The organism is Lentzea sp. NPDC042327, assembly GCF_040647275.1.
Taxonomy (GTDB): Bacteria; Actinomycetota; Actinomycetes; order Mycobacteriales; family Pseudonocardiaceae; genus Lentzea.
In genome coordinates this window covers 41799-63297 of the sequence record NZ_JBEZBX010000025.1, presented here as the reverse complement: position 1 = coordinate 63297, position 21499 = coordinate 41799, and the positions used below count along the sequence as shown (strand labels likewise).

20 protein-coding genes are annotated in these 21499 nt (G+C 72.3%); 11 read left to right on the top strand and 9 right to left on the bottom strand.

Annotated features, from left to right (window positions below; translation table 11 throughout):
* The 9 genes from AB0A63_RS38025 to AB0A63_RS37985 all read left to right on the top strand — a co-directional run bounded on the left by AB0A63_RS38025 (nucleotide 1) and on the right by AB0A63_RS37985 (nucleotide 7473).
* Nucleotides 1–819, top strand: coding sequence for an MBL fold metallo-hydrolase (locus tag AB0A63_RS38025; protein WP_360400747.1), 819 nt, complete (start codon nucleotides 1–3; stop codon nucleotides 817–819).
* Nucleotides 816–1511: a DsbA family protein gene (locus AB0A63_RS38020; protein WP_360400744.1), complete on the top strand. Its 696-nt coding sequence runs from the start codon at nucleotides 816–818 to the stop codon at nucleotides 1509–1511. Before AB0A63_RS38025 ends, AB0A63_RS38020 begins: the two co-directional genes overlap by 4 nt.
* 293 nt (nucleotides 1512–1804) lie before the next feature.
* Nucleotides 1805–2956, top strand: coding sequence for an aminotransferase class I/II-fold pyridoxal phosphate-dependent enzyme (locus AB0A63_RS38015; RefSeq protein ID WP_360400741.1), 1152 nt, complete (start codon nucleotides 1805–1807; stop codon nucleotides 2954–2956).
* A complete protein-coding gene (locus AB0A63_RS38010; protein ID WP_360400738.1) occupies nucleotides 2946–3452 on the top strand; it encodes a DUF6190 family protein in 507 nt (168 codons plus the stop codon). The genes AB0A63_RS38015 and AB0A63_RS38010 overlap by 11 nt, the downstream gene beginning before the upstream one ends.
* 6 nt (nucleotides 3453–3458) lie before the next feature.
* Nucleotides 3459–4247: a dihydrodipicolinate synthase family protein gene (locus AB0A63_RS38005; RefSeq protein ID WP_360400735.1), complete on the top strand. Its 789-nt coding sequence runs from the start codon at nucleotides 3459–3461 to the stop codon at nucleotides 4245–4247.
* Nucleotides 4244–5059 carry an iron-containing redox enzyme family protein gene (locus AB0A63_RS38000; protein WP_360400732.1) on the top strand — a complete coding sequence of 272 codons (816 nt, stop codon included), beginning with the start codon at nucleotides 4244–4246 and terminating at the stop codon, nucleotides 5057–5059. The genes AB0A63_RS38005 and AB0A63_RS38000 overlap by 4 nt, the downstream gene beginning before the upstream one ends.
* Entirely contained in the window at nucleotides 5056–5364 is a 309-nt protein-coding gene (locus AB0A63_RS37995) for a Rieske (2Fe-2S) protein (RefSeq protein WP_360400729.1), read from the top strand. Before AB0A63_RS38000 ends, AB0A63_RS37995 begins: the two co-directional genes overlap by 4 nt.
* On the top strand, nucleotides 5361–6773 hold the full coding sequence (locus AB0A63_RS37990) for a cytosine permease (protein ID WP_360400726.1): 1413 nt from the start codon (nucleotides 5361–5363) through the stop codon (nucleotides 6771–6773). Before AB0A63_RS37995 ends, AB0A63_RS37990 begins: the two co-directional genes overlap by 4 nt.
* Nucleotides 6763–7473, top strand: coding sequence for a DsbA family protein (locus AB0A63_RS37985; RefSeq protein WP_360400723.1), 711 nt, complete (start codon nucleotides 6763–6765; stop codon nucleotides 7471–7473). Before AB0A63_RS37990 ends, AB0A63_RS37985 begins: the two co-directional genes overlap by 11 nt.
* Nucleotides 7474–7614: 141 nt before the next feature.
* On the opposite strand, the gene AB0A63_RS37980 is transcribed toward AB0A63_RS37985, so the two are convergent.
* The 4 genes from AB0A63_RS37980 to AB0A63_RS37965 form a co-directional block, all read right to left on the bottom strand.
* Nucleotides 7615–8994, bottom strand: coding sequence for a GMC oxidoreductase (locus AB0A63_RS37980; RefSeq protein ID WP_360400720.1), 1380 nt, complete (start codon nucleotides 8992–8994; stop codon nucleotides 7615–7617).
* A 166-nt stretch (nucleotides 8995–9160) separates the two neighbouring features.
* Nucleotides 9161–9952 carry a TIGR02452 family protein gene (locus AB0A63_RS37975; RefSeq protein ID WP_360400717.1) on the bottom strand — a complete coding sequence of 264 codons (792 nt, stop codon included), beginning with the start codon at nucleotides 9950–9952 and terminating at the stop codon, nucleotides 9161–9163.
* 46 nt (nucleotides 9953–9998) lie between these two features.
* Nucleotides 9999–10988 (bottom strand): hypothetical protein, encoded by a 990-nt coding sequence (locus AB0A63_RS37970; protein ID WP_360400714.1) that lies wholly within the window; start codon nucleotides 10986–10988, stop codon nucleotides 9999–10001.
* On the bottom strand, nucleotides 10897–12165 hold the full coding sequence (locus AB0A63_RS37965) for a glycosyltransferase 87 family protein (RefSeq protein ID WP_360400711.1): 1269 nt from the start codon (nucleotides 12163–12165) through the stop codon (nucleotides 10897–10899). The genes AB0A63_RS37970 and AB0A63_RS37965 overlap by 92 nt, the downstream gene beginning before the upstream one ends.
* A gap of 169 nt (nucleotides 12166–12334) precedes the next feature.
* Here AB0A63_RS37965 and AB0A63_RS37960 point away from each other — a divergent pair, with 169 nt between their 5' ends.
* On the top strand, nucleotides 12335–13171 hold the full coding sequence (locus tag AB0A63_RS37960) for a DUF4082 domain-containing protein (protein WP_360400708.1): 837 nt from the start codon (nucleotides 12335–12337) through the stop codon (nucleotides 13169–13171).
* On the opposite strand, the gene AB0A63_RS37955 is transcribed toward AB0A63_RS37960, so the two are convergent.
* The gene (locus AB0A63_RS37955; protein WP_360400705.1) at nucleotides 13141–14808 is read right to left on the bottom strand and encodes an ABC-F family ATP-binding cassette domain-containing protein; all 1668 of its coding nucleotides are present in this window, start codon (nucleotides 14806–14808) and stop codon (nucleotides 13141–13143) included. The genes AB0A63_RS37960 and AB0A63_RS37955 overlap by 31 nt on opposite strands.
* A 334-nt stretch (nucleotides 14809–15142) precedes the next feature.
* Between AB0A63_RS37955 and AB0A63_RS37950 the strand changes: the two genes are divergently transcribed.
* On the top strand, nucleotides 15143–16171 hold the full coding sequence (locus AB0A63_RS37950; protein WP_360400702.1) for a histidine kinase: 1029 nt from the start codon (nucleotides 15143–15145) through the stop codon (nucleotides 16169–16171).
* Between the two features lie 34 nt (nucleotides 16172–16205).
* Here the strand turns inward: AB0A63_RS37950 and AB0A63_RS37945 are convergent, their stop codons facing one another.
* The 4 genes from AB0A63_RS37945 to AB0A63_RS37930 form a co-directional block, all read right to left on the bottom strand.
* Nucleotides 16206–17744 (bottom strand): helix-turn-helix domain-containing protein, encoded by a 1539-nt coding sequence (locus tag AB0A63_RS37945; protein WP_360400699.1) that lies wholly within the window; start codon nucleotides 17742–17744, stop codon nucleotides 16206–16208.
* Complete coding sequence (locus AB0A63_RS37940; RefSeq protein WP_360400696.1) at nucleotides 17741–18802, bottom strand: DUF917 domain-containing protein; 1062 nt, start codon at nucleotides 18800–18802, stop codon at nucleotides 17741–17743. Before AB0A63_RS37940 ends, AB0A63_RS37945 begins: the two co-directional genes overlap by 4 nt.
* Before the next feature lie 63 nt (nucleotides 18803–18865).
* Nucleotides 18866–19936, bottom strand: a complete 1071-nt coding sequence (locus AB0A63_RS37935; protein WP_360400693.1) for a DUF917 domain-containing protein — start codon at nucleotides 19934–19936, stop codon at nucleotides 18866–18868.
* A complete protein-coding gene (locus AB0A63_RS37930) occupies nucleotides 19929–21497 on the bottom strand; it encodes a hydantoinase/oxoprolinase family protein (protein WP_360400690.1) in 1569 nt (522 codons plus the stop codon). Before AB0A63_RS37930 ends, AB0A63_RS37935 begins: the two co-directional genes overlap by 8 nt.
* Nucleotides 21498–21499 lie beyond the last annotated feature (2 nt).

Genomic DNA, 21499 nt, shown 5'->3' with positions numbered 1-21499 from the left:
GTGCCGCCGAACATGCGCAAGCCCTACCGCGCAGCTCCCGAGATCTTCACCCTCCCGTCGTACTTACCGATTCCCGGCGCGGGCCTGCTGCCCGTCAACGCGCACCTGGTCCGCGCACGGGAACCCGTCCTCGTCGACACCGGCATGGGCATCGACCGCAGCGACTTCCTGGAGTCGCTGTGGTCTTTGGTCGATCCGGTGGACCTGCGGTGGATCGTGCTCACCCACGACGACCGCGACCACGCGGGGAACCTCAAGGAAGTCCTCATGGCGGCACCGAACGCCATGCTGATCACCAACGGCCTCGCCGTCGCCCGCCTCGGCGAGGAGTGGGACGTGCCGCCGAACCGGGTGCGCCTCGTCAACCCCGGCCGGACGCTCGACCTGGGCGACCGCAAGATCACGCTGCTGCGCCCGCCGTCCTACGACTCCCCCTCCACGCTCGCCGTGTACGAGCACCAGGAGGAAGCGTTCTTCAGCGCGGACAGCTTCGGCACGATCATCCCGGACCTGGTCGACGACGCCACGGACGCCAAGGAGAGCGAGTACCTGGAGGGCATGGCGCTCTTCACGCGCGCCAACGCCCCGTGGACCGCCCTGGTCGACCAGGCCAAGTGGGACCGCAACCTCGACGACCTCGCCCGGCTGCGGCCGCGCCGGGTCCTCAGCTCGCACGGCCCGACCGCGACCGACCGCGTCGAGCGGCTCATCGAGACCGTCCGCGGCGTGCCCGCGATGGACCCGTGGCTGCCCGACGAGGACGTCGAGGTCGAGTCGGTGCTCGCCCAGTACGAAGCAGACCAGAGGAGTGCGCAGTGACCGTCACCAAGGCAGACCTCACGCCGGAGCAGGGCACCATCGTCGTGTTCTCCGACATCTGGTGCTCCTTCGCCCACATCGGCATCCACCGCCTGCACGCCACCCGCGAACGGCTCGGCCTGCAGGACCGCGTCCGGTTCGACCTGCGCGCGTTCCCGCTGGAGCTGCTGAACAACGCCTCCAGCCCGCGCTCGGGCACGGACAGCGAGGTCGGGCGGATGGCGGCGCAGGAGCCCGCCGCCGGCTGGCAGCTGTGGCAGGTGCAGGACTGGCTGTACCCGTCGACCGTCCTCCCGGCGCTGGAGGCGGTGCAGGCGGCCAAGCTGCAGGGCCTGCACGCCTCCGAGCAGCTCGACCTGAGGCTGCGCAAGGCTTTCTGGGCCGAGTCGCGCAACATCAGCAACCGCAAGGTGATCGTCGACTGCGCCCAGGACACCGGTGCGGTCGACGTGGCCGAGCTCGTCGAGGCACTCGACGACGGCCGGGCCCGCCGCACGCTGAGCGACCAGGCGGCCATCGCGGCCACGGACGTCGTGAACTGCAGCCCGCACCTGTTCCTGCCCGACGGCAGCGACCACGCCAACCCCGGCATCCAGGTGCGCTGGGAGGGCGGTTACGGCGTCGGCTGGCCCGTCGTGGAGGCCGACGACAGCGACGTCTACGAGGAAATCCTGAAGCGTTCGGCGGCCTGACCGCGGAACCCAGTCAAAACGGACACAGAAAAAACTTAACCATCCTCCGCTAAATAACAAGCAGAACACCAGAAACCGGCATGGCGCGCCCCTTCAGGGGCAGCGCCATTTCGGCGTTCCCGAAAAAGCAGCTCAGGAATCCCATAGGCAACTTTGCAGAAACATTGGCGTTACCTTTCCGTTACACAAATTCTCGAAGCGTTCGGATAGCTTTGCACCCATCGCGGCTGGGGAGTTCGCGAAACCACCCACAACAATTCCTCGGGGGAATTACTGTGAGTAACAACAATGCTGTGGAAGATTTCGTCGATCTCACACAGCACGAACTGCTCGCTCTTCGAACAAAGTTCAACCTCGCTGACGCGCACACCCACCAGTACCAGTCGCCGAGTCAGGACAAGATCGTTTCTCGACTTCCTGACCTGTGGTACGAGGCTGAGCGCGACCAGCAGGCCCACTTCGAGCAGAAGTTCATCGATGCTTTCTTCCGGCTGCACAAGCAACCGACCGCGCTGGCAATGGGAAAGACCTGGCTGTCCTACTCGGCCAGCGTCTCCACGATGGTCGCGGCGATGTACATGAAGCAGCGCAACATGTCCGTCTCTTTGGTCGAACCGTGCTTCGACAACTTGGTCGATCTGCTGAAGTGCATGCGGGTGGACACCCGGCCGCTGGCCGAGACCGCGCTGCACGACGTCGGCTCGATCTACGAGAACCTGAAGGTCGTCGAGACCGACGCGATCTACCTGGTCGATCCCAACAACCCCACCGGGTTCACGCTGCTCAAGGACGGCCGCAGCGGTTTCGAGGAGGTCGTCCGCTTCTGCGTCGACCACGACAAGCTGCTCGTCATCGACTTCTGCTTCGCCTCGTTCGCGCTGTGCGACCAGGGCATGGACCGCTTCGACGTCTACCAGCTGCTGGAGGACTCGGGCGTCACGTACATGGCGATCGAGGACACCGGCAAGACCTGGCCGGTGCAGGACGCCAAGTGCGCGATGATCACGGTCAGCGAGAACATCCGCGAAGAGGTCTACAACATCCACACGGCGGTGCTGCTCAACGTCTCGCCGTTCGTGCTGAACGTCCTCACCCAGTACGTCGAGGACTCCATCGCCGACGACTTCGCGTCGGTGCGCGACGTCATCAGCGAGAACCGGGCCACCATCCGCGAGGCGCTCGAGGGCACGATCCTCGAGTACGTCCAGCCGGTCGTGGACACCAGCGTCGCGTGGTTCCGCATCGCGGACGAGAACCTGACGGCCACCGAGCTGCAGGCCTCCATGCTGGAGCACGAGGTCTACGTGCTGCCCGGCACGTTCTTCTACTGGAACGAGCCGGCCCGCGGCGAGCGGTTCGTCCGCATCGCGCTCGCCCGCCAGCCGGAGCACTTCGCCGGCGCCGCGCGCAAGATGCGGGAGGTGCTGCTGTCCGATGAGCGCTGAGGCGATGATCGACGCCTCGCTGTTCATGGGCATGCACAGCACCGACGACACGATCCGCCTCCGCTGCAAGAGCTTCTTCGCGCAGCGGATGGCGGACCGGGTCTCGATGAGCCTCGAACACGTGGGGTTTTGCGACAACCTGGTGTGGAGCCACCCCAGAGCGGAGCAGGACGCGTACTACCCGTTCATGGACGTCCTCCACACGGACATGCGGATCGACCGCATCGGCTACGAGGAGACGGACCTCAAGTTCGCCCTCGACCGGGCCTGGCCGCCCGACCTGCCCTGGCACGAACGGCTGCTGCTCGCCATGGCGACCAGGCTCGGTGCCACCGTGCACACGGCCAGCAGCCGGCTCACCGCCCGCACCGACCTGCCCGCCGCGGTGGTGTCGGTGTGGAACACCGCAGAAGAGTCCACGGTGGACTTCCCGCAACCGCTGGAACGGCTCTACGAAGAGTCGCTGGCGTTGCGGGTTGCTCCGGAGAGGGTGTGAACGACGATGGCTTACTCCGGAACGATCGTGCCGCTGGTGACCCCGCTCGACGACAGCGGGCAGGTGGACACCGACAGCGTCGCGCGGCTCGTGGAGTCGGTGCGGGGCAACGTGAACGGGCTGATGCCCACGCTGAGCTCCGGCGAGGGCTGGCTGCTCGACACCCGGCAGTGGACCGACATGGTGAGCGCGACCGTCGAGCACTCCGGTGGGTTGCCGGTGCTGGCCGGCGTTCAGCTGCCCGACACCGAGTCGGTGGTCGAGCGGTCGCGGCTGGCCGAACGGCTCGGCGTGTCGGCGGTGGTGGTCACCACGCCGTTCCGCGCGGACATCAGCCAGGACGAGATCTTCCAGCACTACCGGGAGGTCTCCGAGGCGCTCGACGTCGGACTCTTCCTCTACAACGAGAAAGCCGTGTCCGGCAACAGCATCGAGCCCGCGACGCTGCGGCGCGTCTGCACGCAGCTGCCGAACGTCGTCGGCGTCAAGGAGTCCAGCGGCTCCGCGGAGCTGACCCGCGCGCTGGTCGCCGAGTGCCCCGGCCTGCCGGTGTTCGAGGGCTGGGAGAACCTGCTGCTGGAGGCGCGGGGCGTCGCGGGCTTCATCGGCCCGCTCGCCAACCTGGAGCCGAAGGTGTGCACGGAGATGCTCGCCGAGCCCACGCAGGAGCGGCAGGACGAGATCAACGCGCTGTGCGAGAAGTACGGCGTGTTCGAGGACGACTGGTACCGCCACGTCAAGACGGCCCTGCGCGAGCGCGGGATCATCAAGACAGACCGGGTGGTGGGCACATGAGCGACCAGCGGCAGCTCTACGTGCACAACCGCTCGGTCCTCGACCTCGGCGCCTACGCCGACCTGCTCGACATCGAGAGCCGCTGGGTCGTGCCCAAGGCCGCGGAGCTGGAGGCGGCGGCGCCGTCGTTCGGCCACCGCCGTGAGCTGCTGGAGGCGATCGAGGCGTTCCTCAAGGAGGAGGAGGCCGCCGGTCCGTCCGAGCACGAGCGGTTCCTCGCCGAGGAGGCCACGCTGGACCAGTTCCGCGTGGTGGTGCGGGAGTTCGCCGTCGACGGGCTGGTGGAGTCCCAGTCGCACCTGGGAATCCTGCCGCGGCTGCCGAACAAGGCGCGGATGGCCGTGCTGCGCGTGCTGATCGACGAGTTCGGCTGTGGCAACGACGAGCAGGAGCACTCGGCGCTGTACGGCAAGCTGGTGGCCGAGCTCGGCATGCCGACCGACCTCGACTGGTACGTGGAGCGGGTCGGCGACGAGAGCTTCGCCTACGTCAACCTGTTCCACTGGCTCGCCGAACGGGCGCCCGCGCCGGAGTACTTCCTCGGCGCCTACACCTACTTCGAGTCGAGCGTGCTGTACGCGTTCCGGTGCTACGCGCAGGCGTGCGACCGGCTGGGGGTCGTCAACCGCAGGTACTACGACGAGCACCTCTACATCGACGCCTACCACAGCAGGCAGATGCAGGCGTCGATCAAGGCGCTGGCCGACGAGCGGCCGGTCGACCTCGCGAAGGTGTGGACCGGCGTGACGCTGACCAGCGCGGTCGTGGCCGAGGCGACCGAGGCCGCGATCGACAGGGCGAGGGCGGCATGAGCGCCGAACCCGTGGTGCGCCAGCTCGCGGAGGACCTGATCCTGGTGGAGGTCGCGGGCAGGCGGATCCTCACCGAGTCCGCCTGCCCGCACCGCCGCGGCCGGCTGCGCTACGGCTACGTCAACGGCCGCACGCTGCGCATCACCTGCCCGCTGCACCTCTCGTCGTTCGACCTCACCACCGGCAGGCAGGTCACCGGGCCACCGTGCCGCGAGCTCGTGGTGGCACCGCTGGCGGAGGGCGCCGAGGTGCCCGACCCGGACACCGCCCGCGCGCTGCTGGCAGCGGCGGAGGAGGCCCGATGAGCACTCCGCAGAAGGTCGTGGTGGAGACCCGCGGCGTGGACGTCGTCCCGGACGAGGAGCGGACGTCGTCGCCGGGGGAGTTCTTCTGGATCTGGAACTCCGCGCAGTTCTCGCTGGGCACCGTCGTGCTCGGCTCGGTGCCGGTGGCGTTCGGGCTCGGCTGGTGGGCGAGCATCAGCTCGTTGCTGATCGGGCTGCTGATCGGCACGGTCGTGGTCGCGCCGCTGGTGCGGTTCGGCAAGGCCACCGGCGCCAACGACCCGGTGTCGAGCGGCGCCCACTTCGGCGTGCGCGGGCGGGTCATCGGCAACGTCATCACGGTCTGCGCGGCGATCGGGTTCTTCTCGATCGCCGTGTGGACCGGCGCGACCGCGATCCTGTTCGCCGGGCAACGCCTGCTCGGCACGCCCGCGGACGGTGCGGCGCTCGCCGTGGTCGCACCGGTCGTGGCGGTGGTCGTGGTGCTCGTCGCGGTGTACGGCCACGCGGTGCTGCTGGCCACCTACCGGGTGATGACGATCATCGGTGCCGCGGTGCTGCTGGGGCTCGTCGTGGTGCTGCTGCCGGAGTTCGACCCCGGGTACGCCGGCGGTGCGTACGCGCTCGGCGACTTCACCAGGACGTGGCTGCTCGCGGTCACGTTCAGCGCGACGGTGCCGATCTCGTACTCGACCTTCCAGGGCGACTACAGCCGCTACCTGCCGAGGTCGGTGAGCGACCGGACCGCCGTGTGGTGGAACGGTTCCGCGATGTACCTGAGCAACGCGGTGGCGCTGGGCGTGGGCGCGTTCGTCACCACGCTGCTGACCGATCCCGGTAAGCCGTGGATCATCGGTGTGGCCGGTGTGGTGCCGGCGTGGTTCGCGGTCGTCGTGGTGGCCTACGGGCTCGCGGGCACCCTGCCGCAGGGTGGCCTGTGCATCTACGCGGCGGGCCTGTCGGCGCAGTCGATCTTCTGGCGGCTGTCCCGGCCGGTGGCGACGGTCCTGGTGTCGGTGGTCGGCGTCAGCGCGCTGTACGTGGGCGCGGTGGTGTACGACGCGATCGACTCGATCTCGGCGTTCGTGCTGGTGCTGCTGGTGTTCGTGGCGCCGTGGGCCGCGATCATGCTGGTGGGCTACCGGCAGCACGGTGGCCGCTACTCGGCCGCGGACCTGCTCGCGTTCACCTCCGCCGGCCAGGGCCGCTACTGGTACACCGGCGGGTTCAACCTCCGCGCGGTGTGCGCGTTCGTGCCGTCCGTCCTGCTGGGACTGCTGTTCGTCGGCAACACCCTCTACACCGGCCCGCTCGCGGGGCTGGCGGGCGGGATCGACCTGAGCGCGGTGGTCCCGTTCGTGGTCGCCGCGGTCCTGTACGACGTGCTGTGCCGCCTGTTCCCGGAAAGGGTTCTCGCGCATGCCGACTGACCCGCGGCTCCCGTCGAGCCACGACACGATCACGGTCTTCACCGACCTCAACTGCTCCTTCGCCCACCTGGCCGTGTACCGGTTGCACGAGGCACGGCGCAGGCTGGGGCTGGAGGGCCGGATCTGGTTCGACCACCGGGCCTTCCCGCTGGAGCTGTTCAACCGCACGGTCAACGAACGCCCCGGCGTCGACTCCGAGGTGTCCGTGATCGGCGCGCTGGAACCGGACGCGGGCTGGCGGCTGTGGCAGGGACCGGACTGGACGTACCCGGTCACGATGCTGCCGCCGCTGGAGGCGGTGCAGGCCGCGAAGGCCCAGGGCTGGCACGCCTCCGAACAGCTCGACCTGGCGCTGCGCCGGGCGTTCTGGGCGGAGGGCCGCTGCATCTCCCTGCGCCACGAGATCCTCGACATCGCCGGGTCGACCGGTGTCGTGGACGTCGGCGAACTGGCTCGCGCGCTCGACGACGGCCGTGCCCGTGCGGACGTCATGAGCCAGTACGAGGCCGCGAAGGACGGGCGGGTGAACTGCAGCCCGCACGTGTTCCTGCACGACGGGACGAACCTCGCGAACCCCGGCATCCGCACCCGCTGGGTCAACGGCGGGTTCGGCACCGGGTTCCCGGTGATCGACGCCGACGACCCGTCGGTCTACACCGATCTGCTCGACCGCGCCGCCGGGTTGTCGACGGCCGCCTGACACGCCCCGGTCGCGCCGGCGCCGCCGCCGCGACCGGGAGCGGATCACCACCGGTGCCGTCCCGACAACGGCGCCGGTGCCGAGGTGTGGCCGGGCACGGCCTGGCTGTGCCCATGCCCGGCCACACCGAAGCGACCGGCCTCAGCCGGTCGCGCGCACCGCCCGTTCGTCCTCCCACCGCCGCGCCACGAGCACCGCCGCCCGCTCGGCGACCGCCAGCACGGACGCACTCGGGGGTGCGGCGACGACCGTCGGCATGACGGAGGCGTCCACGACCCGCAGCCCGCCGGTCCCGTACACGCGCAGCTGCGGGTCGACGACCGCGCCGATCGCGCACGTCCCGGCGAAGTGCAGGAACGTCCCGGTCACCCGCCGCACGTACGCCCGCAGCTCCTCGTCGGACGTGACGCCCGCACCGGGCAGGTGCTCGCCGATCCGCCACCGGGACAACGCGGCCGCCTCGCCCACCTCCCTGGCCCGCCGCAGCCCCGTCACCATGAGGTCGAGGTCGCGCGGGTCGCGGTAGTGGCCGGGGTCGACCAGCGGCACCTCGTGCGGATCGGCGGTCACGAGCCGCACCGAACCCCGGCTGTGCGGGCGCTGCAACGAGAACATGACGGAGAAGCCGTTGTCCGGCTTGCCGTGCGGCAACGCGAAGTGCGTGAACACCAGCCGCAGGTCCGGGTCCGCGACGGGGTCGCTGCGCAGCAGCACCTGCGGTGTGTCCGGCACCCGCCCGTCGTCGGCGGAGACGCGCGACGTGAACGTGACGTGGCCGAAGGGGTGGTCCTGGAGGTTCTCCCCGACGCCGGGCAGATCGCGCACGACGTCGATCCCCAGCTCCCGCAACCGGTTCGCCGGTCCGACACCGGACAGCAGCAGCAACTGCGCCGACCCGACCGCACCGGCGGCGAGCAGGACCTCGCGCGAGGCGAACGCGATGCGCGGGCGGCCGTCGACCACGTGCTCGACGCCGGTGCAGCGCCGTCCGGCGAAGAGCAGCTGCCGGGCGCGGGCACCGGTGAGGACGGTGAGGTTGGGGCGGCGCAGCGGTTTCAGGTAGGCGGCGAACGGGCTCTGCGGGGTGAAGCCGACGAGGTTGACCTCGGTGCGCGCCACGCCCTCCGCGACCCGGCCGTTGCCGTCGGCGGTGAACGGCGCACCGACCTCTTCCGCCGCGCGGTAGCAGGCGTCGTAGAACGAGCCGGGCTCGGCCATCGGCGCCGGTGACACGACCACCGGGCCACCGCGACCGCGCCACCGCGGGTCCATGCCCGCGGCGTGCTCGGCGCGTTTGAGGTGCGGCAGCAGGGTCTGGAAGTTCCAGCCGGTGGCCCCGGCCGCCTCCCACGCGTCGTAGCTGGAGCGGTGCGCGCGGACGTGAGCCGTGGGCGTGTCCGGGGTGTCGTGGTGGCCGGCTTCGAGCAGCAGGACCGTGTGCGCCGGGTTCTCCGACAGGCGCGCGGCCAGCACGCAGCCCGCCGTGCCACCGCCGACGACGACGAAGTCGTAGTCGCTCATCGCCGCGCTCCTCGACCGGAAACGGGCATGGCGAACAGGGCCAACAGCGTGGCTGGCATCGGTGCTCCCTGGGGTTCGTCGACCGGCCGGCTGGCGGCCCGACGCCACCCACACGGACAGCGGGCCGCGGCGGTTCAGCAGAACCCCGGAAATTTTTTCCGGGAGGTCAGCTCCCGGCGAACACCTCGGTGAACGCCCTCAGCGCGGGGCTGTCCCGCTGCCGGTCGAACACCGCGAACACCACCTCGTCGAAGAAGCGGCACTCCCGCAGCGCGTCGTGGAACGCCCGTGCCACGGTCGCCGGGTCGTTGGCGAACACACCGCAGCCCCACGCGCCCAGGACGAGCCGCCGGTGGCCATGGGTGGCCGCGACGTGCAGCACCCGGACCGCGCGCCGGCGCAGCTGCCCGGGAACGGCCGGCGCGCGTTCGGGCTGCGTGCGCAGGATCGCGCCCAGGTTCGGCGCGGCCGCGGTGAGGAACGACACCGGGTACGGCCGCGGCAGGAGCTCACCGCGGTCGTCGCGGAACACCGGCACGCCCGGCGAGTGGATGACCCGGTCGCTGTAGGACAGGTCGTCGTGCGCGCGGTGGTGGGCGTAGAAGTCGCCGGCCGCCAGCAGGCACGGGTACAGCGCCGACGCCCGCGCGACGCTCTCCTCCTGGGCCTGCGCGCCGTTCAGGAAACCACCGCCGGGGTTGCGGGCGGAGGCGAACACCAGCGCCGCGACGTCCCCGCCCAGCCGCCGGGTCGCCACCAGCGTCGACTCGGCGGTGACCTCGACGCGCGGCGGACCGCCCTGCTCGGGCAGCGGCACGACGTCTTCGGGGACGTACAACCGCGTTCCGCTGACCGCCGGGGCGACGTCGACCGGCACGGTTCCCGCCGCGGTGCGGTAAGAACCGCTCTGCGCGATGGCCACGGTCTCATGGGCGATCGCTCTCAGCCTTGTGCTCATGATGAGCCGATTGTGGCCGCACGGTTTCCGCGCGGCCAAGCGAGTTTCAGCCGGTGTGCGCGTAGTGCTCGGCGACCGCGGCGAACGCCGCCTTGGGTTCCCACGACCCGTCCTCGCGGACCTTCACGATGCCCGGGCTCGCCATGTCGAGGTCGCGCCGCGGGTCACCGGGGCGGTGCGGGAAGTCGTTGAGCGCGAACAGGTACACGAACGCGCTGTCGACCCGTTCCACCTCGAGGACCGCCAGCACCTCGCGCAGGTACCGCGCCTGTTCGTCCTCGTCGCGCTCGTAACCGGCCTTGATCCCCACCGGCCGCCCGTCCCGGTCGTGCTCGACGATCTCCATGCTGCGCGGCGCGACCGCACCCGACCCGCGCCACGCCGCCGTGCCGAACCCGGTGATCGCGACCGGTTTCCCCTGCGCCACAACGGACCGGATGCCCTCGGCGTACCGGTCGGCGACCTCGGCCGAGCGGATCAGCTCCAGTGACACGACGTCGAACAGGTCCCAGTCGACCCGTTCGAACGGGATGGCCGCATAGGTGACCCGCCCGTGGAACACCTCGCGCACCCTCGTCACCGCGTCCGCCAGGAACTCGTTCAGCCGGGTGGCCGCCTCCGCCATCCGCGCGGGGTTCCCCAGCAGCTGCCCGACGCGGTCCAGGACGTCGTCACCGGGGGTGAACCCGCGGTTCATGATGCTCAGCTCGACACCGGTCACGAACACGACCTCGGCGCCGTCCGCGCGCACCCGTTCCGCCCGCTCGGCGCAGTCGGCGAGCAACGCGGTGAGCTGCTGCGCCGTCAGCTCCAGCGGGTACGGCGAGAACCAGACCTCCAGTCCCAGCTCGGCCGCCCACCGGGCAGCCCGTTCCAGCCGGTCCGGGTCGCCGCCGACCAGGTGCACGGCGGTGCAGTGCAGCTCGTCGCGGATGACCCGCAGGTCACGCCGCACCGCCTCCGGGTCGAACACCGGCAACGAGTTCTCCCCCTTCAGCACGAACCCCGTGCTGTACGCGATTCCCTTGCCCCGCATGGCCGTTCTCCTCCGCGTCGGTCGACGCCGCCGAGAGTAGCCGCCATTCTTGCGTGCACGCAACTTTGCGTGTTCGCATGAAACACCAGCTGAGGAAGGCCAGCCCGAGCCACACGTAGGCGTTGCCGGCGAGGTGCTGCCACCACGTCCACCGCAGCTCGCGATCGGCCTCCTTGGGCAGCCACCAGTGCACGCCGGCCGCGAAGAGCAGCACGACCGCGACGCGCACCCGGCCGTGCAGCAGCGGGACCGCGAGCGCGACCCACGCCCAGTGGTGCGACCAGGACACCGGCGAGACCAGCAGGCCGGTGACGGCGACCGCCACCACGGCGGTCAGGTCGTCCCGCAACCGCGGCAGCACGAGCAGCAGCACCGCGACCACCGCCGCGCACAGCACGACCCACAGCGACTCCGGTGCCTGCGCCCGCACCAGCAGCCCGCGCAGCGACTGGTTCGCCGTGTACGCGAGGCCGCCGACGCGCTGCGGGTCGAGCACGGCGTCGAACCAGAACCGCCGCGACTCCCCCGGCGCCAGCACCCAGCCGACGGCAGCGCAGCCCGCGAACGCCGCCACGGCGGTCGCCACCGCGCGCCACCGCCCACGGCACAGGAAGAACAGCACGAAGACCGCCGGCGTCAGCTTCACCGCGGCGGCGAGCCCGACCAGCAGCCCGCGCGGCCACGGCGTGCGCGGCAGCAGGCAGTCCAGGGCGACCAGGCCCAGCAGCACGAGGTTGACCTGCCCGAGGTCGAGCCCGCCGCGCACCGGTTCCAGCAGCAGGCACGCCGCCGCCAGCCCGAACCCGGCCCGCGGCACGGTGCCCGGCGCGGCCGCCCGGCTCACCGCGACCTGGCACGCGAGCGTGAACAGCACGATCCCGGCCGCCGCCCACGCCACCGCGGCGACCACGAGCGGCAGCGGTGCCAGCAGGCCGAAGAGAGCGGCGGCGAACGGCGGGTAGGTGAACGGCAACCCCCGCGGGCCGGGGAAGTCCGGTCCGTAGAGGCCCTCGCCCGACCACAGCGCCTCCCCGCCCGCGAGGTACACCCGCAGGTCCAGCGAACCGCCGTGGGGAACGCGCACCGCCACCCACACCAGCACCCCGGCCGCGACCGCCGCCCACACCCAGCGGAGGTCGATCCGCACCACCCACCGGGGAACCACCTGATCCAGCACCGCCCGCACCCTCCCGCCGTCCGACGTGGACGAGCGTGCCGATCACCGGCACCCGGCCGGATCGGTCGGCGGGCCGGGAAAAGTCGTGCTTTCAGACGGCAACCCGGGCGGGGGTCGGTCGTTCGGCCGAGGCAGGGGCCGTCCGCCGCTGGTGCGACACTTGCGCACCATGAAGCGATTAGCCGCACTCCTGCCGGCCCTGCTCCTGCTCCAGGCGGCGCCCGCCCTCGCGGCGGACACCCCGTACGCGATGATCCACTCGCCGAGCACGGGCACCTCGGTACCGCTCAACACCCCGCTGGTGCTCGCCGGTGGCGCGGTCAACGGCGAGTCCGGCGGCGTCACCACCGTCGAGTTCTCCTCCGACGGGGTCAACTGGACCTCGCTCGACGCGCGCACCGAGACGTGGTCGACGGTGCTGTTCCCGAGCGTTCCCGGCCCGGTCACGATCTGGGCGCGCGCCCGCACCGCCTCGGCGCTCGGCGCGGTCACCGCCTCGACCACCATCCACGTCGGCGGCAGCACCACCCCGCCGCTGCACGGCGACACCAAGCTGGTCCTGCCGCCGCAGCCGGGCCACCCGGCCGAGCTCGACCCCGACCTCGCCGCCGTCGAGCTCGGCCTGCGCACCCGGTTCGACCGCGCGGGCTCCGTCCCGGCCGTGGTCCTGCGCCGGGGCGGCTACACCGGTCCCGTGACCGCACGGGTCTGGGGACCGGACGGCACGCTGCTCGCGCAGCAGGCCGCGCCCGGTGCCGCGCACTCGCAGCGGATCACCTTCGCCACCCCGGTCCCGGTGCAGCCGGGCGTCGACTACGTCGTCTCCTACTACACACCGGCCGGCGGGTACGTCGCCTCCGAGGGCTACTTCCTCGGCGGCGTGGCGAACGCGCCGTTCTACGCCGGGGTGGAGGCCGGGGTCTACCGCTACGGCGAGGGCGGCGGCTTCCCCACCGAGACGTGGAACGCGAGCAACTACTGGATCGAGCCGATCTTCCGGCCGTGAGCGCAGGCGCCGGTCGCCCGGCGGTGCCGCACCTCGTCGGTACCGCCGGTCAGGTCGAGCAGGCGCACCAGCGGCGCCTCCTCGGCCCGCAGCCGTTCGTCGAGGCGGGCGCCGTGCCAGCGCTGACGCAGCAACCGGTCGTGCGACGCGACGACCACCGCGCCGGGGTAGGCCGCGAGCGCCGCCTCCAGCTCCTCCACCAGCGCGGGCGACAGGTGGTTCGTCGGCTCGTCGAGCAGCAGCACGTCCCACTCGGCCCGCAGGAGCCGCGCCAGCGCGAGCCTCCGCCGTTGCCCCACCGACAGCGCGCCCACCGGGGTCGCGAAGTCGTCCTCCCGGAACAACCCCAGCGCCGCCAGCTCGCCGGCGTCACCGCCGAAGGCCGCCAGCACCGGCTGTCGTGGTTGTGCGACAACGGTTTCCTGCGGCAGGTAGCCGACCGCACCGTGCCGTTCGACCGTGCCGCTGTCCGGTCGCAGCACCCCGGCGAGCACGTCGAGCAACGTCGACTTGCCCGCACCGTTCGGCCCGGTCACCAGCAGCCGCTGCCCCGCGTCGACGGTCAGCTCCGCCAGCGCCAGCCGCTCGCCGACCACCACGTCCCGCAGCTCCAGCACCGCGCCCTCGCGCACCGCCGCGTCGAGCGGAGCGTTGAGGTGCAACGGGTCCGGTGGCCTCGGCACGGGTGCGGCGCGCAACCGCTCCAGCCGTTCGGAGGCGCTGCGCACCCGCGTCCGGACGGACGCCTGCACCCGCCGCCCGTCGCCGTTGTACTTGCACTTGTTGTGGTCGGGGATCGGGCGGCCGGGCGCGACCCGGTGCGCTGTCGTGCCACGCCACCGCGTCCAGTGGCCGACCTCGCCCGTCCACTCCGCGTACGCCTGCTCCCACCGCTGCCGCGCGGCCCTGCGTTCGGCGAGGTAGCCCGCGTACCCGGCGCCGTAGCGGGCGGTGGTCCGCCGGTCGCCGTCGACCTCGACGATCGTGGTGGCCACCCGTTCCAGCAGCAGCCGGTCGTGCGTCACCACGACCACCGTGCCGCGGTGGGCCAGCAGCCGTTTCTCCAGCCACCGCAACGCTTCCCCGTCGAGGTGGTTGGTCGGCTCGTCCAGCAGCAACAGCTCCGGTTCCGCCGACAGCACGCCCGCGAGCGCGAGCCGGGCCCGTTGCCCGCCGGACACCGCGCCGAGCTCGCGGTCCCGGCCGATCCCACCGACCCCGAGCGCCGACATGGCCGCCTCGACCCGCGCGTCGGCCGTGTACCCGCCGCGCAGCTCGAACGCCGTGAGCAGGTCGCCGTACTCCGCGAGCCGCTGCTCCCGCGCCGCGACCGCGATCCGCCGTTCCAGCGACCGGAGGTCGGCCAGCGCGGAGTCGACGGCGTCGCCCACGGTCGCGCCGGGCGGCAGGTCGAGCACCTGCCCGAGGTGCCCGACGCCCTGCGCCACCACGGTGACCTCGCCGTCGTCCGGGGTGTCCACCCCGGCGGCCAGCCGCAGCAACGTCGACTTGCCCGACCCGTTCTCACCGACGACGCCGACCCGCTCGCCCGGCCTGACCGTGAGCGAAACGTCGTCGAACACCCGCCGGTGGGCGAAGCTCTTGCTGATTTTCTTCAGCGTCAACTGACCTGACATGACACCACCCACTACCGAGAGGAGGAAGTTCGGATGCACGGATGTGGTGTCAGAAGATCATGTGGTCAAGGCTCCCATACGGTGTACGAGAGCGCAACCGCACACCGGTCCTCGTACCCGGCGAGCCGGTTTCGTCCGTGGCGCTCGGCCGGTCGTTCCTGTGGACAGTGCTGTTCGGCAGGCCGTGACGCGAGTCCACACAGGACCTCGAACCGCCTGCCGGACAACGGTGTCCGGCAGGCGGAAACCGGACCGGTCGCCACCTGCGAAAGTAGGGTCCACAGCCTGCTGACGTAGGTGATCCGGACCACTTCCGCGCAGTATCGTCAGGGAGGTGAAAGCCGCCGGCGACCTGGCACTGGTGCTGCTCGTCGCAGCCCTGGGCACGTGGCGCGAGCTGACCGCGCCCGCACACCTGGTGGCCGCCCCGACCGCCGCCTACCTGGCGGTGCACCTGCTCGCCGCCGCCGCGCTGTGGTGGCGCCGTTCCCGCCCGCTGACCTCGGCCACGGCGGTCGGGCTGCTCTGCCTGCTCGCCCCGAGCTACGCCGCGTTCCCGGTCGCCGTCACGGTCGCCGCCCAGCCCCGCCGCCGCTGGGTCGCCGCCACGCTGCCCGCGGCGTGGGCGCTCGGCGCCTGGTCACCGGACCCCACCACCCCGGCCCTGCTCGTGATCGCCGCCCTCACCGGCCTGCACCAGGGCACCCAGCACCGCCTCAGCCAGGCCCAGGCCGCTCAGGCCCTGCTGCTCGAACAGGCCCGCGCCGACGAACGCACCCGCCTGGCCTCCGAGATGCACGACGTCGTCACCCACCGCCTGAAGCTGGTGGTCCTGCACGCCGGTGCCCTCCGCATGGCCGCGCGGACCGACGCCGTGCGCAGGGCCGCCGACGACCTGCGCACCGCGGGCCTGAAGGCCCTCGACGAGCTGCGCGACCTGGTCGGCGTCCTGCGCGCGGGCCGCACCGCCCGCATCCCGGACGTCCTGCCCGACGAGCTGTCCAGCCTCGTCGCCGCCACCGGCCTCACCGTCACCCTGACCGAGCACGGCGACGCCGACACCGTCTCCCCCGCCGTCCGCCGCACGATGTACCGCGTCGTCCAGGAGTCCCTGACCAACGTCCACAAGCACGCGCCCGGCGCCGAGACCGCCATCACCGTCCACTGTGGACCGAACAGTGTCCGCGCCGTCATCCGCAACACCCCACCCGCGACCGCCCCCGGCCCGTTGCCGACACCGGGCACCGGCCTGCTCGGCCTGCGCGGCCGCGTGGAGATGGTCGGTGGCACCCTGACCGCCGGCCCGACGTCGGACGGCGGCTACGAGGTGGACGCCGTGCTGCCCGCGTTCGTCCCGACCTAGCTTCACCGGCATCTGCCGGTGCCGTGGACGAGGGCTAGAGCTCGTCGGACGCGCGGGCCGCCCGGCAGGCCAGGTGCACGGCCAGTCGCTCGTCGGCGTTCAGCAGGCTCACCCCGAGCAGCTGCTCCGCCCGGTTGATCCGCTGCGACACGGTGTTGCGGTGCACCTTCAGCCGCACCGCGGCCGACGACGTCACGGACTCCTCGTCGAGGTACACGGCGAGGGTCCGCAGCAGCTGCCCGTCCTCCACCCCCACCAGCGGTTCCAGCAGCCGGGTCGCCTGCTCGACCAGCGCCGGCGTCTCGGCCGCCATCGACAGCAGCCGCCGCACGCCGAGCTCGTCGATGTGCACGACCTTCGCCGTGCCGGTCATCGCCGCCGCCTCACGCGCCTCCGCGAGCGTCCGCCCGACACCGGCCGCCCCCGGGTGCGGCCGGCCGATGCCCGCCACCAACCGGCTCGGGCCGAGCGCGGCGGCGATCCGCGCGGTCAGCTCGCGGTGCTGCGACTGCGGTGGCTCCGAGTCGTTGGTGAGCCAGAACGACCAGCCCTCCGCACCCTCGACGAGCTGGCCGTGCAGGCCGCGGCGGGACAGCTCGACGCGCAACCGTTCGGTGTGGCCGGGGTCGTGCACACCGGGCACCGGCGGGGGCGCCACCACGTGGACGCCGGTGTGCCAGCCGTCGAGCCGCCACCCCGCGAGCACCGCCTGCTGCACCAGCAGCGGCGGCACGTGGTCACCGGCCGCGAGCAGCTCCGACAGCAGCGAGCCGCGGGAGCGGGCCCTGCGTTCGGTCTCCAGCCGTTCGGCAGCGACCCAGCTGCCCAGCGCCCAGGACGCGACCTGGCTGATCTGCAGCACCGTCTGCGCCCAGCGCCGGTTGCGTCCGCCGGCGTGCACGACGAGCCACAGGTGCACGTGACCGGTGCGGTCGGTCTCCACCGGCACGGCGGCGGCGAAGCCCTCGGCCAGCTCCACGGTCGTCGCGACCGAGCCCACCAGCACGTCGGCAGGCAGGCCCGGTGGGGCCAGGCCCTCGATCGCGGTGCCGTCGGCGCTGATCACCGCGCACGTCACGTGCAGCTCGCCGGACAGGATGGTGACGACCGACCGCGGGTCGGGGCGGGACCGGCCCAGCCGCGCGGTGACGGCGACGAGCAACCGGGCCGCGACCACCTCGGGATGGCGAACCGCGGTGCGCAGCGCGTCGGCCACCAGCAGCGGATCGGCGGCACCGGTCTGCAGCAGCGGCACGCCGAGCCGGTTCGCGAACGACAGCGTCGCGGCGGACGGCGGCTGGTGGGTGCCGGAGACCGGCCGCACCAGCACGACGGCCCGCACGTCCGCGCTGTAGGCCCTGCGCAGCGCCACCTCGACGAGGTACGGCTGGTTCCCGGTCAGGATCACCACGTCACCGGCGGCGCACGCCTCCACCGCGGTCAGGTCCGCCGCCAGCCGCACGTCACCGACCTCGACGTCGAGCCCGCGTCCACCGGCGAGCAGAGAGGCGTCGTCGAGCACGCCGATGTCGAGCAGGTCCCGCACGGTCAGCGCGTCGGCGTCGTCGATCACCGGGCGGCCCCGAAGGGCACGTAGTCGAGGTCGTAGCCGAACGCCCGCGGTTCCACCCGGCCGAGCACGTCGCCGTGCAGCCACTGCGCCGGTGATGGGAGCGCTACCACGTCGACCACGGCGCCGAACGTGAGCCGCTCCGCCGACACCGGCGTGCCCGACTCGGCGTCGAGGCAGCAGAGCAGGTCGGGCGTCGTCACGAGGGTCTCGCCGTCGGCCAGCGCGGCCAGGTACTCGCCCTGCATCTCCAGGCGCACGTAGGCGTCGTCGTCGTCCAGCAGCCGCAGCGCCGCCGTCCCGCGCGGGAAGTCACCGCTCGACTCGCGCCAGACCTCGACGACCTTCCCCCGTGCCACCAGGAACCCGCCCGACTCCGCGGCCCTGTCGGCGACGGGTGCGGTCCGGCGCGACCAGATCTCTCCCAGCCGCAACGCCCGCATCAGCGAGCCCGTCACGCCCGCGCCGAGCGCGTCCCCGAGCCGCAACGGCTTCGCCACCATCATCGCCCAGCCGCCGAAGTCGACCATGACCGTGCGCGCGAGCTTCTCGATGCCGGTCGCGTCGAGCACGGCCCGGTTGCCGCCGGGTTCGGTGATGGCCAACGGGGTCGTGGGCAGCCCGGCCGCGTCGTAGGTCGTCTGGTCGATCCGTGGGAACGCTCTCCCCATCCCGTCCACGTCGACGTACGGCAGGCCCAGCCGCGCGGCCAGGATGAGCGGCAGCAGGCCGTTGCACCCGCCGACCTCCCACCCGATCACGGCGGTCACGGCCGTGTCGTCGTGGCCCCGCAACGCCTTGAGCGCCTCCTCCGCCTCCCGGCCGGACGGCAGCTTCTCGATCACCACCGACGGCGCGCCGATCAGCCCGACCCGCGCGCCGTGCCCGTCCGGGTCCGCCTCCTCCGGCGACAGGACGGTGACCGGGCCGCTCTCCCGCAACTGCTGCCGCAACATGGCCGCGAAGGCGTGCGTCTCGCGTTCCCCGCCGCCCCCACCGCTGCCGAGCACGACCACGCCCAGCGCGAGCCGGTCGACCTCGTCGGGCTGGAGCAGGTGCATGCGCGGAACAGTAGTGCCGCGCCGTGCGGGCGAGAAGCTCCCGCGACGGCGCGTCCGGGGCGGTCAGGCCGGTCCGAGCGGCTCGTACCCGTGCGGGTAGCCGAACGCCGACGGGCCCACCAGCGCAAGCCCCTCCGGCGTCCGCCAGCGCGGGTGGCACGGCGCTCCCACGACGACCACGCGCTGCCCGTACCGCAGCCGCTCGCCGGGGACCGGTTCGCCGTCGGCCTCCAGCACGCAGATCAGGTCGGGCACGGACGCCACCACCACGTCGTCGAGGGTGGCCACGAGGTGCTCGTTCTGGAACGCGAGCCGGAAGCGCGACCCGTCGTGCGCGCCGGACCCCTCCAGCAGCGCCTCGCCCCTGGCGAAGCCGGGGTCGTTCTCCCGCAGCACGCCGGCCACCTTGCCGGTGAACAGCACCCGCCCGCCGAGGTGGTCCGCCACGGCCGCGCACGGGTCGGCGTGGTCGCGCCGCGCCTGCTCGACGAGCCGCCCGAGCCGGGCCGCGCGGGTCAGCGTGCGCGGGATGACGGTGCCGCGGGCCTGCGCACCGGACATCGGGAAGCTGCACAGGACCGCCGTGCAGCCCATCCTGACCGCCGCCGAGCGCGCGAGCCGTTCCGCCCAGTGGTTGTCGAGCACGTCGAGGACGACCGAGTTGCCCTTCTCGTCCGCGACCGCGAGCGGCTTGGCCGGCACGCCGTCGAGCGTGCACACCACCATCTGCACCATCGGGAACGCGCGGCCCATGCAGTCCGCGTCCAGCACCGGCAGCCCGAGCGCGGCGGCGACCGGGAACGGCGCCAGCGAGTTCATCCCGCCGACCTCGATCGGCAGCACGTGCGTGATCGGGCGGCCCAGCTCCCGTTGCAGGGTCCGGAAAGCCGTCACCGCCTCGGTGCCGGAGGGCAGCTTCTCGACCATCACGGTCGGGGCGCCGATCATGCCGATGCCGGCCACCAGCGCGTCGTCGGGCACCTCGTGCGGCTCGACCGCGAGCACCGGCCCGTGCTCCCGCAGCGCCTGTTCCGCCACGAGCCGCCCGATGTAGGGGTCGCCACCGCCGCCCGCGCCCAGGATCGCCGCGCCACGGGCGAGGTACCGCAGCTCCTCGACTCCGATCTCACGCACGGGCCCTCCTCGGCAGGCCCTCCAGCACGAGATCGCCCACGGCCCGCGCGCGCACTCTGCTCGCGTTGCCCGGCAGGTAGGCCAACGGGATCTCCTCGACCTCCACGATCCGCACGGTGTCCGCCTTCGCGCCCGCGGCCACCGCCTTGTCCACGGCCTCCTGCCTGGCCGCGTCGAGCACGTCGCCGCGCCGTGCCGGGTCGATCGTGAACACGCGGTCCACCTCGCCGCCGACCTGCGCGATCGCCGCGCCGATGGCGTTGGCGAACCCGTGGTGCTCCGGCCGGACGAGCTCGCTGACACCGGCGAGCTCCTCCGGCACCAGGACGCTGCCGCCCCCGACCAGCACGACCGGCACCGGCGTCGGGCTCGCGCGCATCCGGTCGACCAGCCCGGTGATGCGCTCGCCGGCGTGGCCGAGCACCGCGGTCACCAGCGAGCGGTCCAGGTGGCGCACGAGCGAGGCGTCGCCGATGTCCGCGCGCCCGGCGGCGACGGCGACGTCCGTGGCCGTCAGCGTGTCGCCGCCGAACACCAGGGCCTTCTGCGCCAACCGGAATCCGACGCTGTCCGGTCCGACGAGGACGCCGTCGCGTTCCCGCACGACGCTGCCGCCGCCGAGGCCGACCGACAGCACGTCGGGCATCCGGAAGTTCGTGCGCACCCCGCTGATCTGCACCTGGGAGGAGGCCTCGCGCGGGAAACCGTTGTGCAGCACGCCGACGTCGGTGGTGGTGCCGCCGACGTCGACCACCACGCACTCGTCCAGCCCGGACAGGAACGCGCCGCCGCGCATCGAGTTCGTCGGCCCGGAGGAGAAGGTGGCGACCGGGTAGCAGCGTGCGTGCTCCAGGTCCATCAGCGTGCCGTCGTTCTGGCTGAGGAAGAGCGGCGCGTCGATGCCCTGTGCCGCCAACGACTCCACGAGCCCGTCGGCGATCTGCGCGGCGAGCTCGCGCAGCGCGGCGTTGATGATCGTCGCGTTCTCCCGCTCCAGCAGGCCGAGCCGGCCGAGCTCGTGGGAGAAGCTGACCACCAGGTCCGGCACCTCGGCGGTGAGGACCTCCGCCGCCTGGCGTTCGAGGTCGCCGTCGACGAGCGAGAACACCGAGGAGATCGCGACCGACCGCACGCCCTTCGCGGCGATGTCGGCGGCCACCGCGCGCAGCTCGTCGTGGTCGAGCGGCGAGATCAGCCGGCCGTCGTACTCGTACCCGCCGTGGCACAGGTAGGCGTGCCCGCCGATCACCCGCCGCAGCCGGTCCGGCCAGTCGACGAACGGCGGAAGTGCTTTCGTGGCGGGAAGTCCGAGCCGCACGGCCGCGGTCTGCGCGAGGCCCCTGCCCTCGACGACGGCGTTGACGAAGTGCGTGGTCCCGATCATGACCGCCCGCACGGCCGCGGGTTCGAACGCGCACGCCGCCCGCAGCCCGCCGACCGCGGCGACGATGCCGGTGGTGACGTCGGCGGTCGTGGTTCTCTTGCACTCGGCCAGGACGCGGCGTCCGTCAACGAGAACGGCATCGGTGTTCGTGCCGCCGACGTCGATACCGATGTGCATGT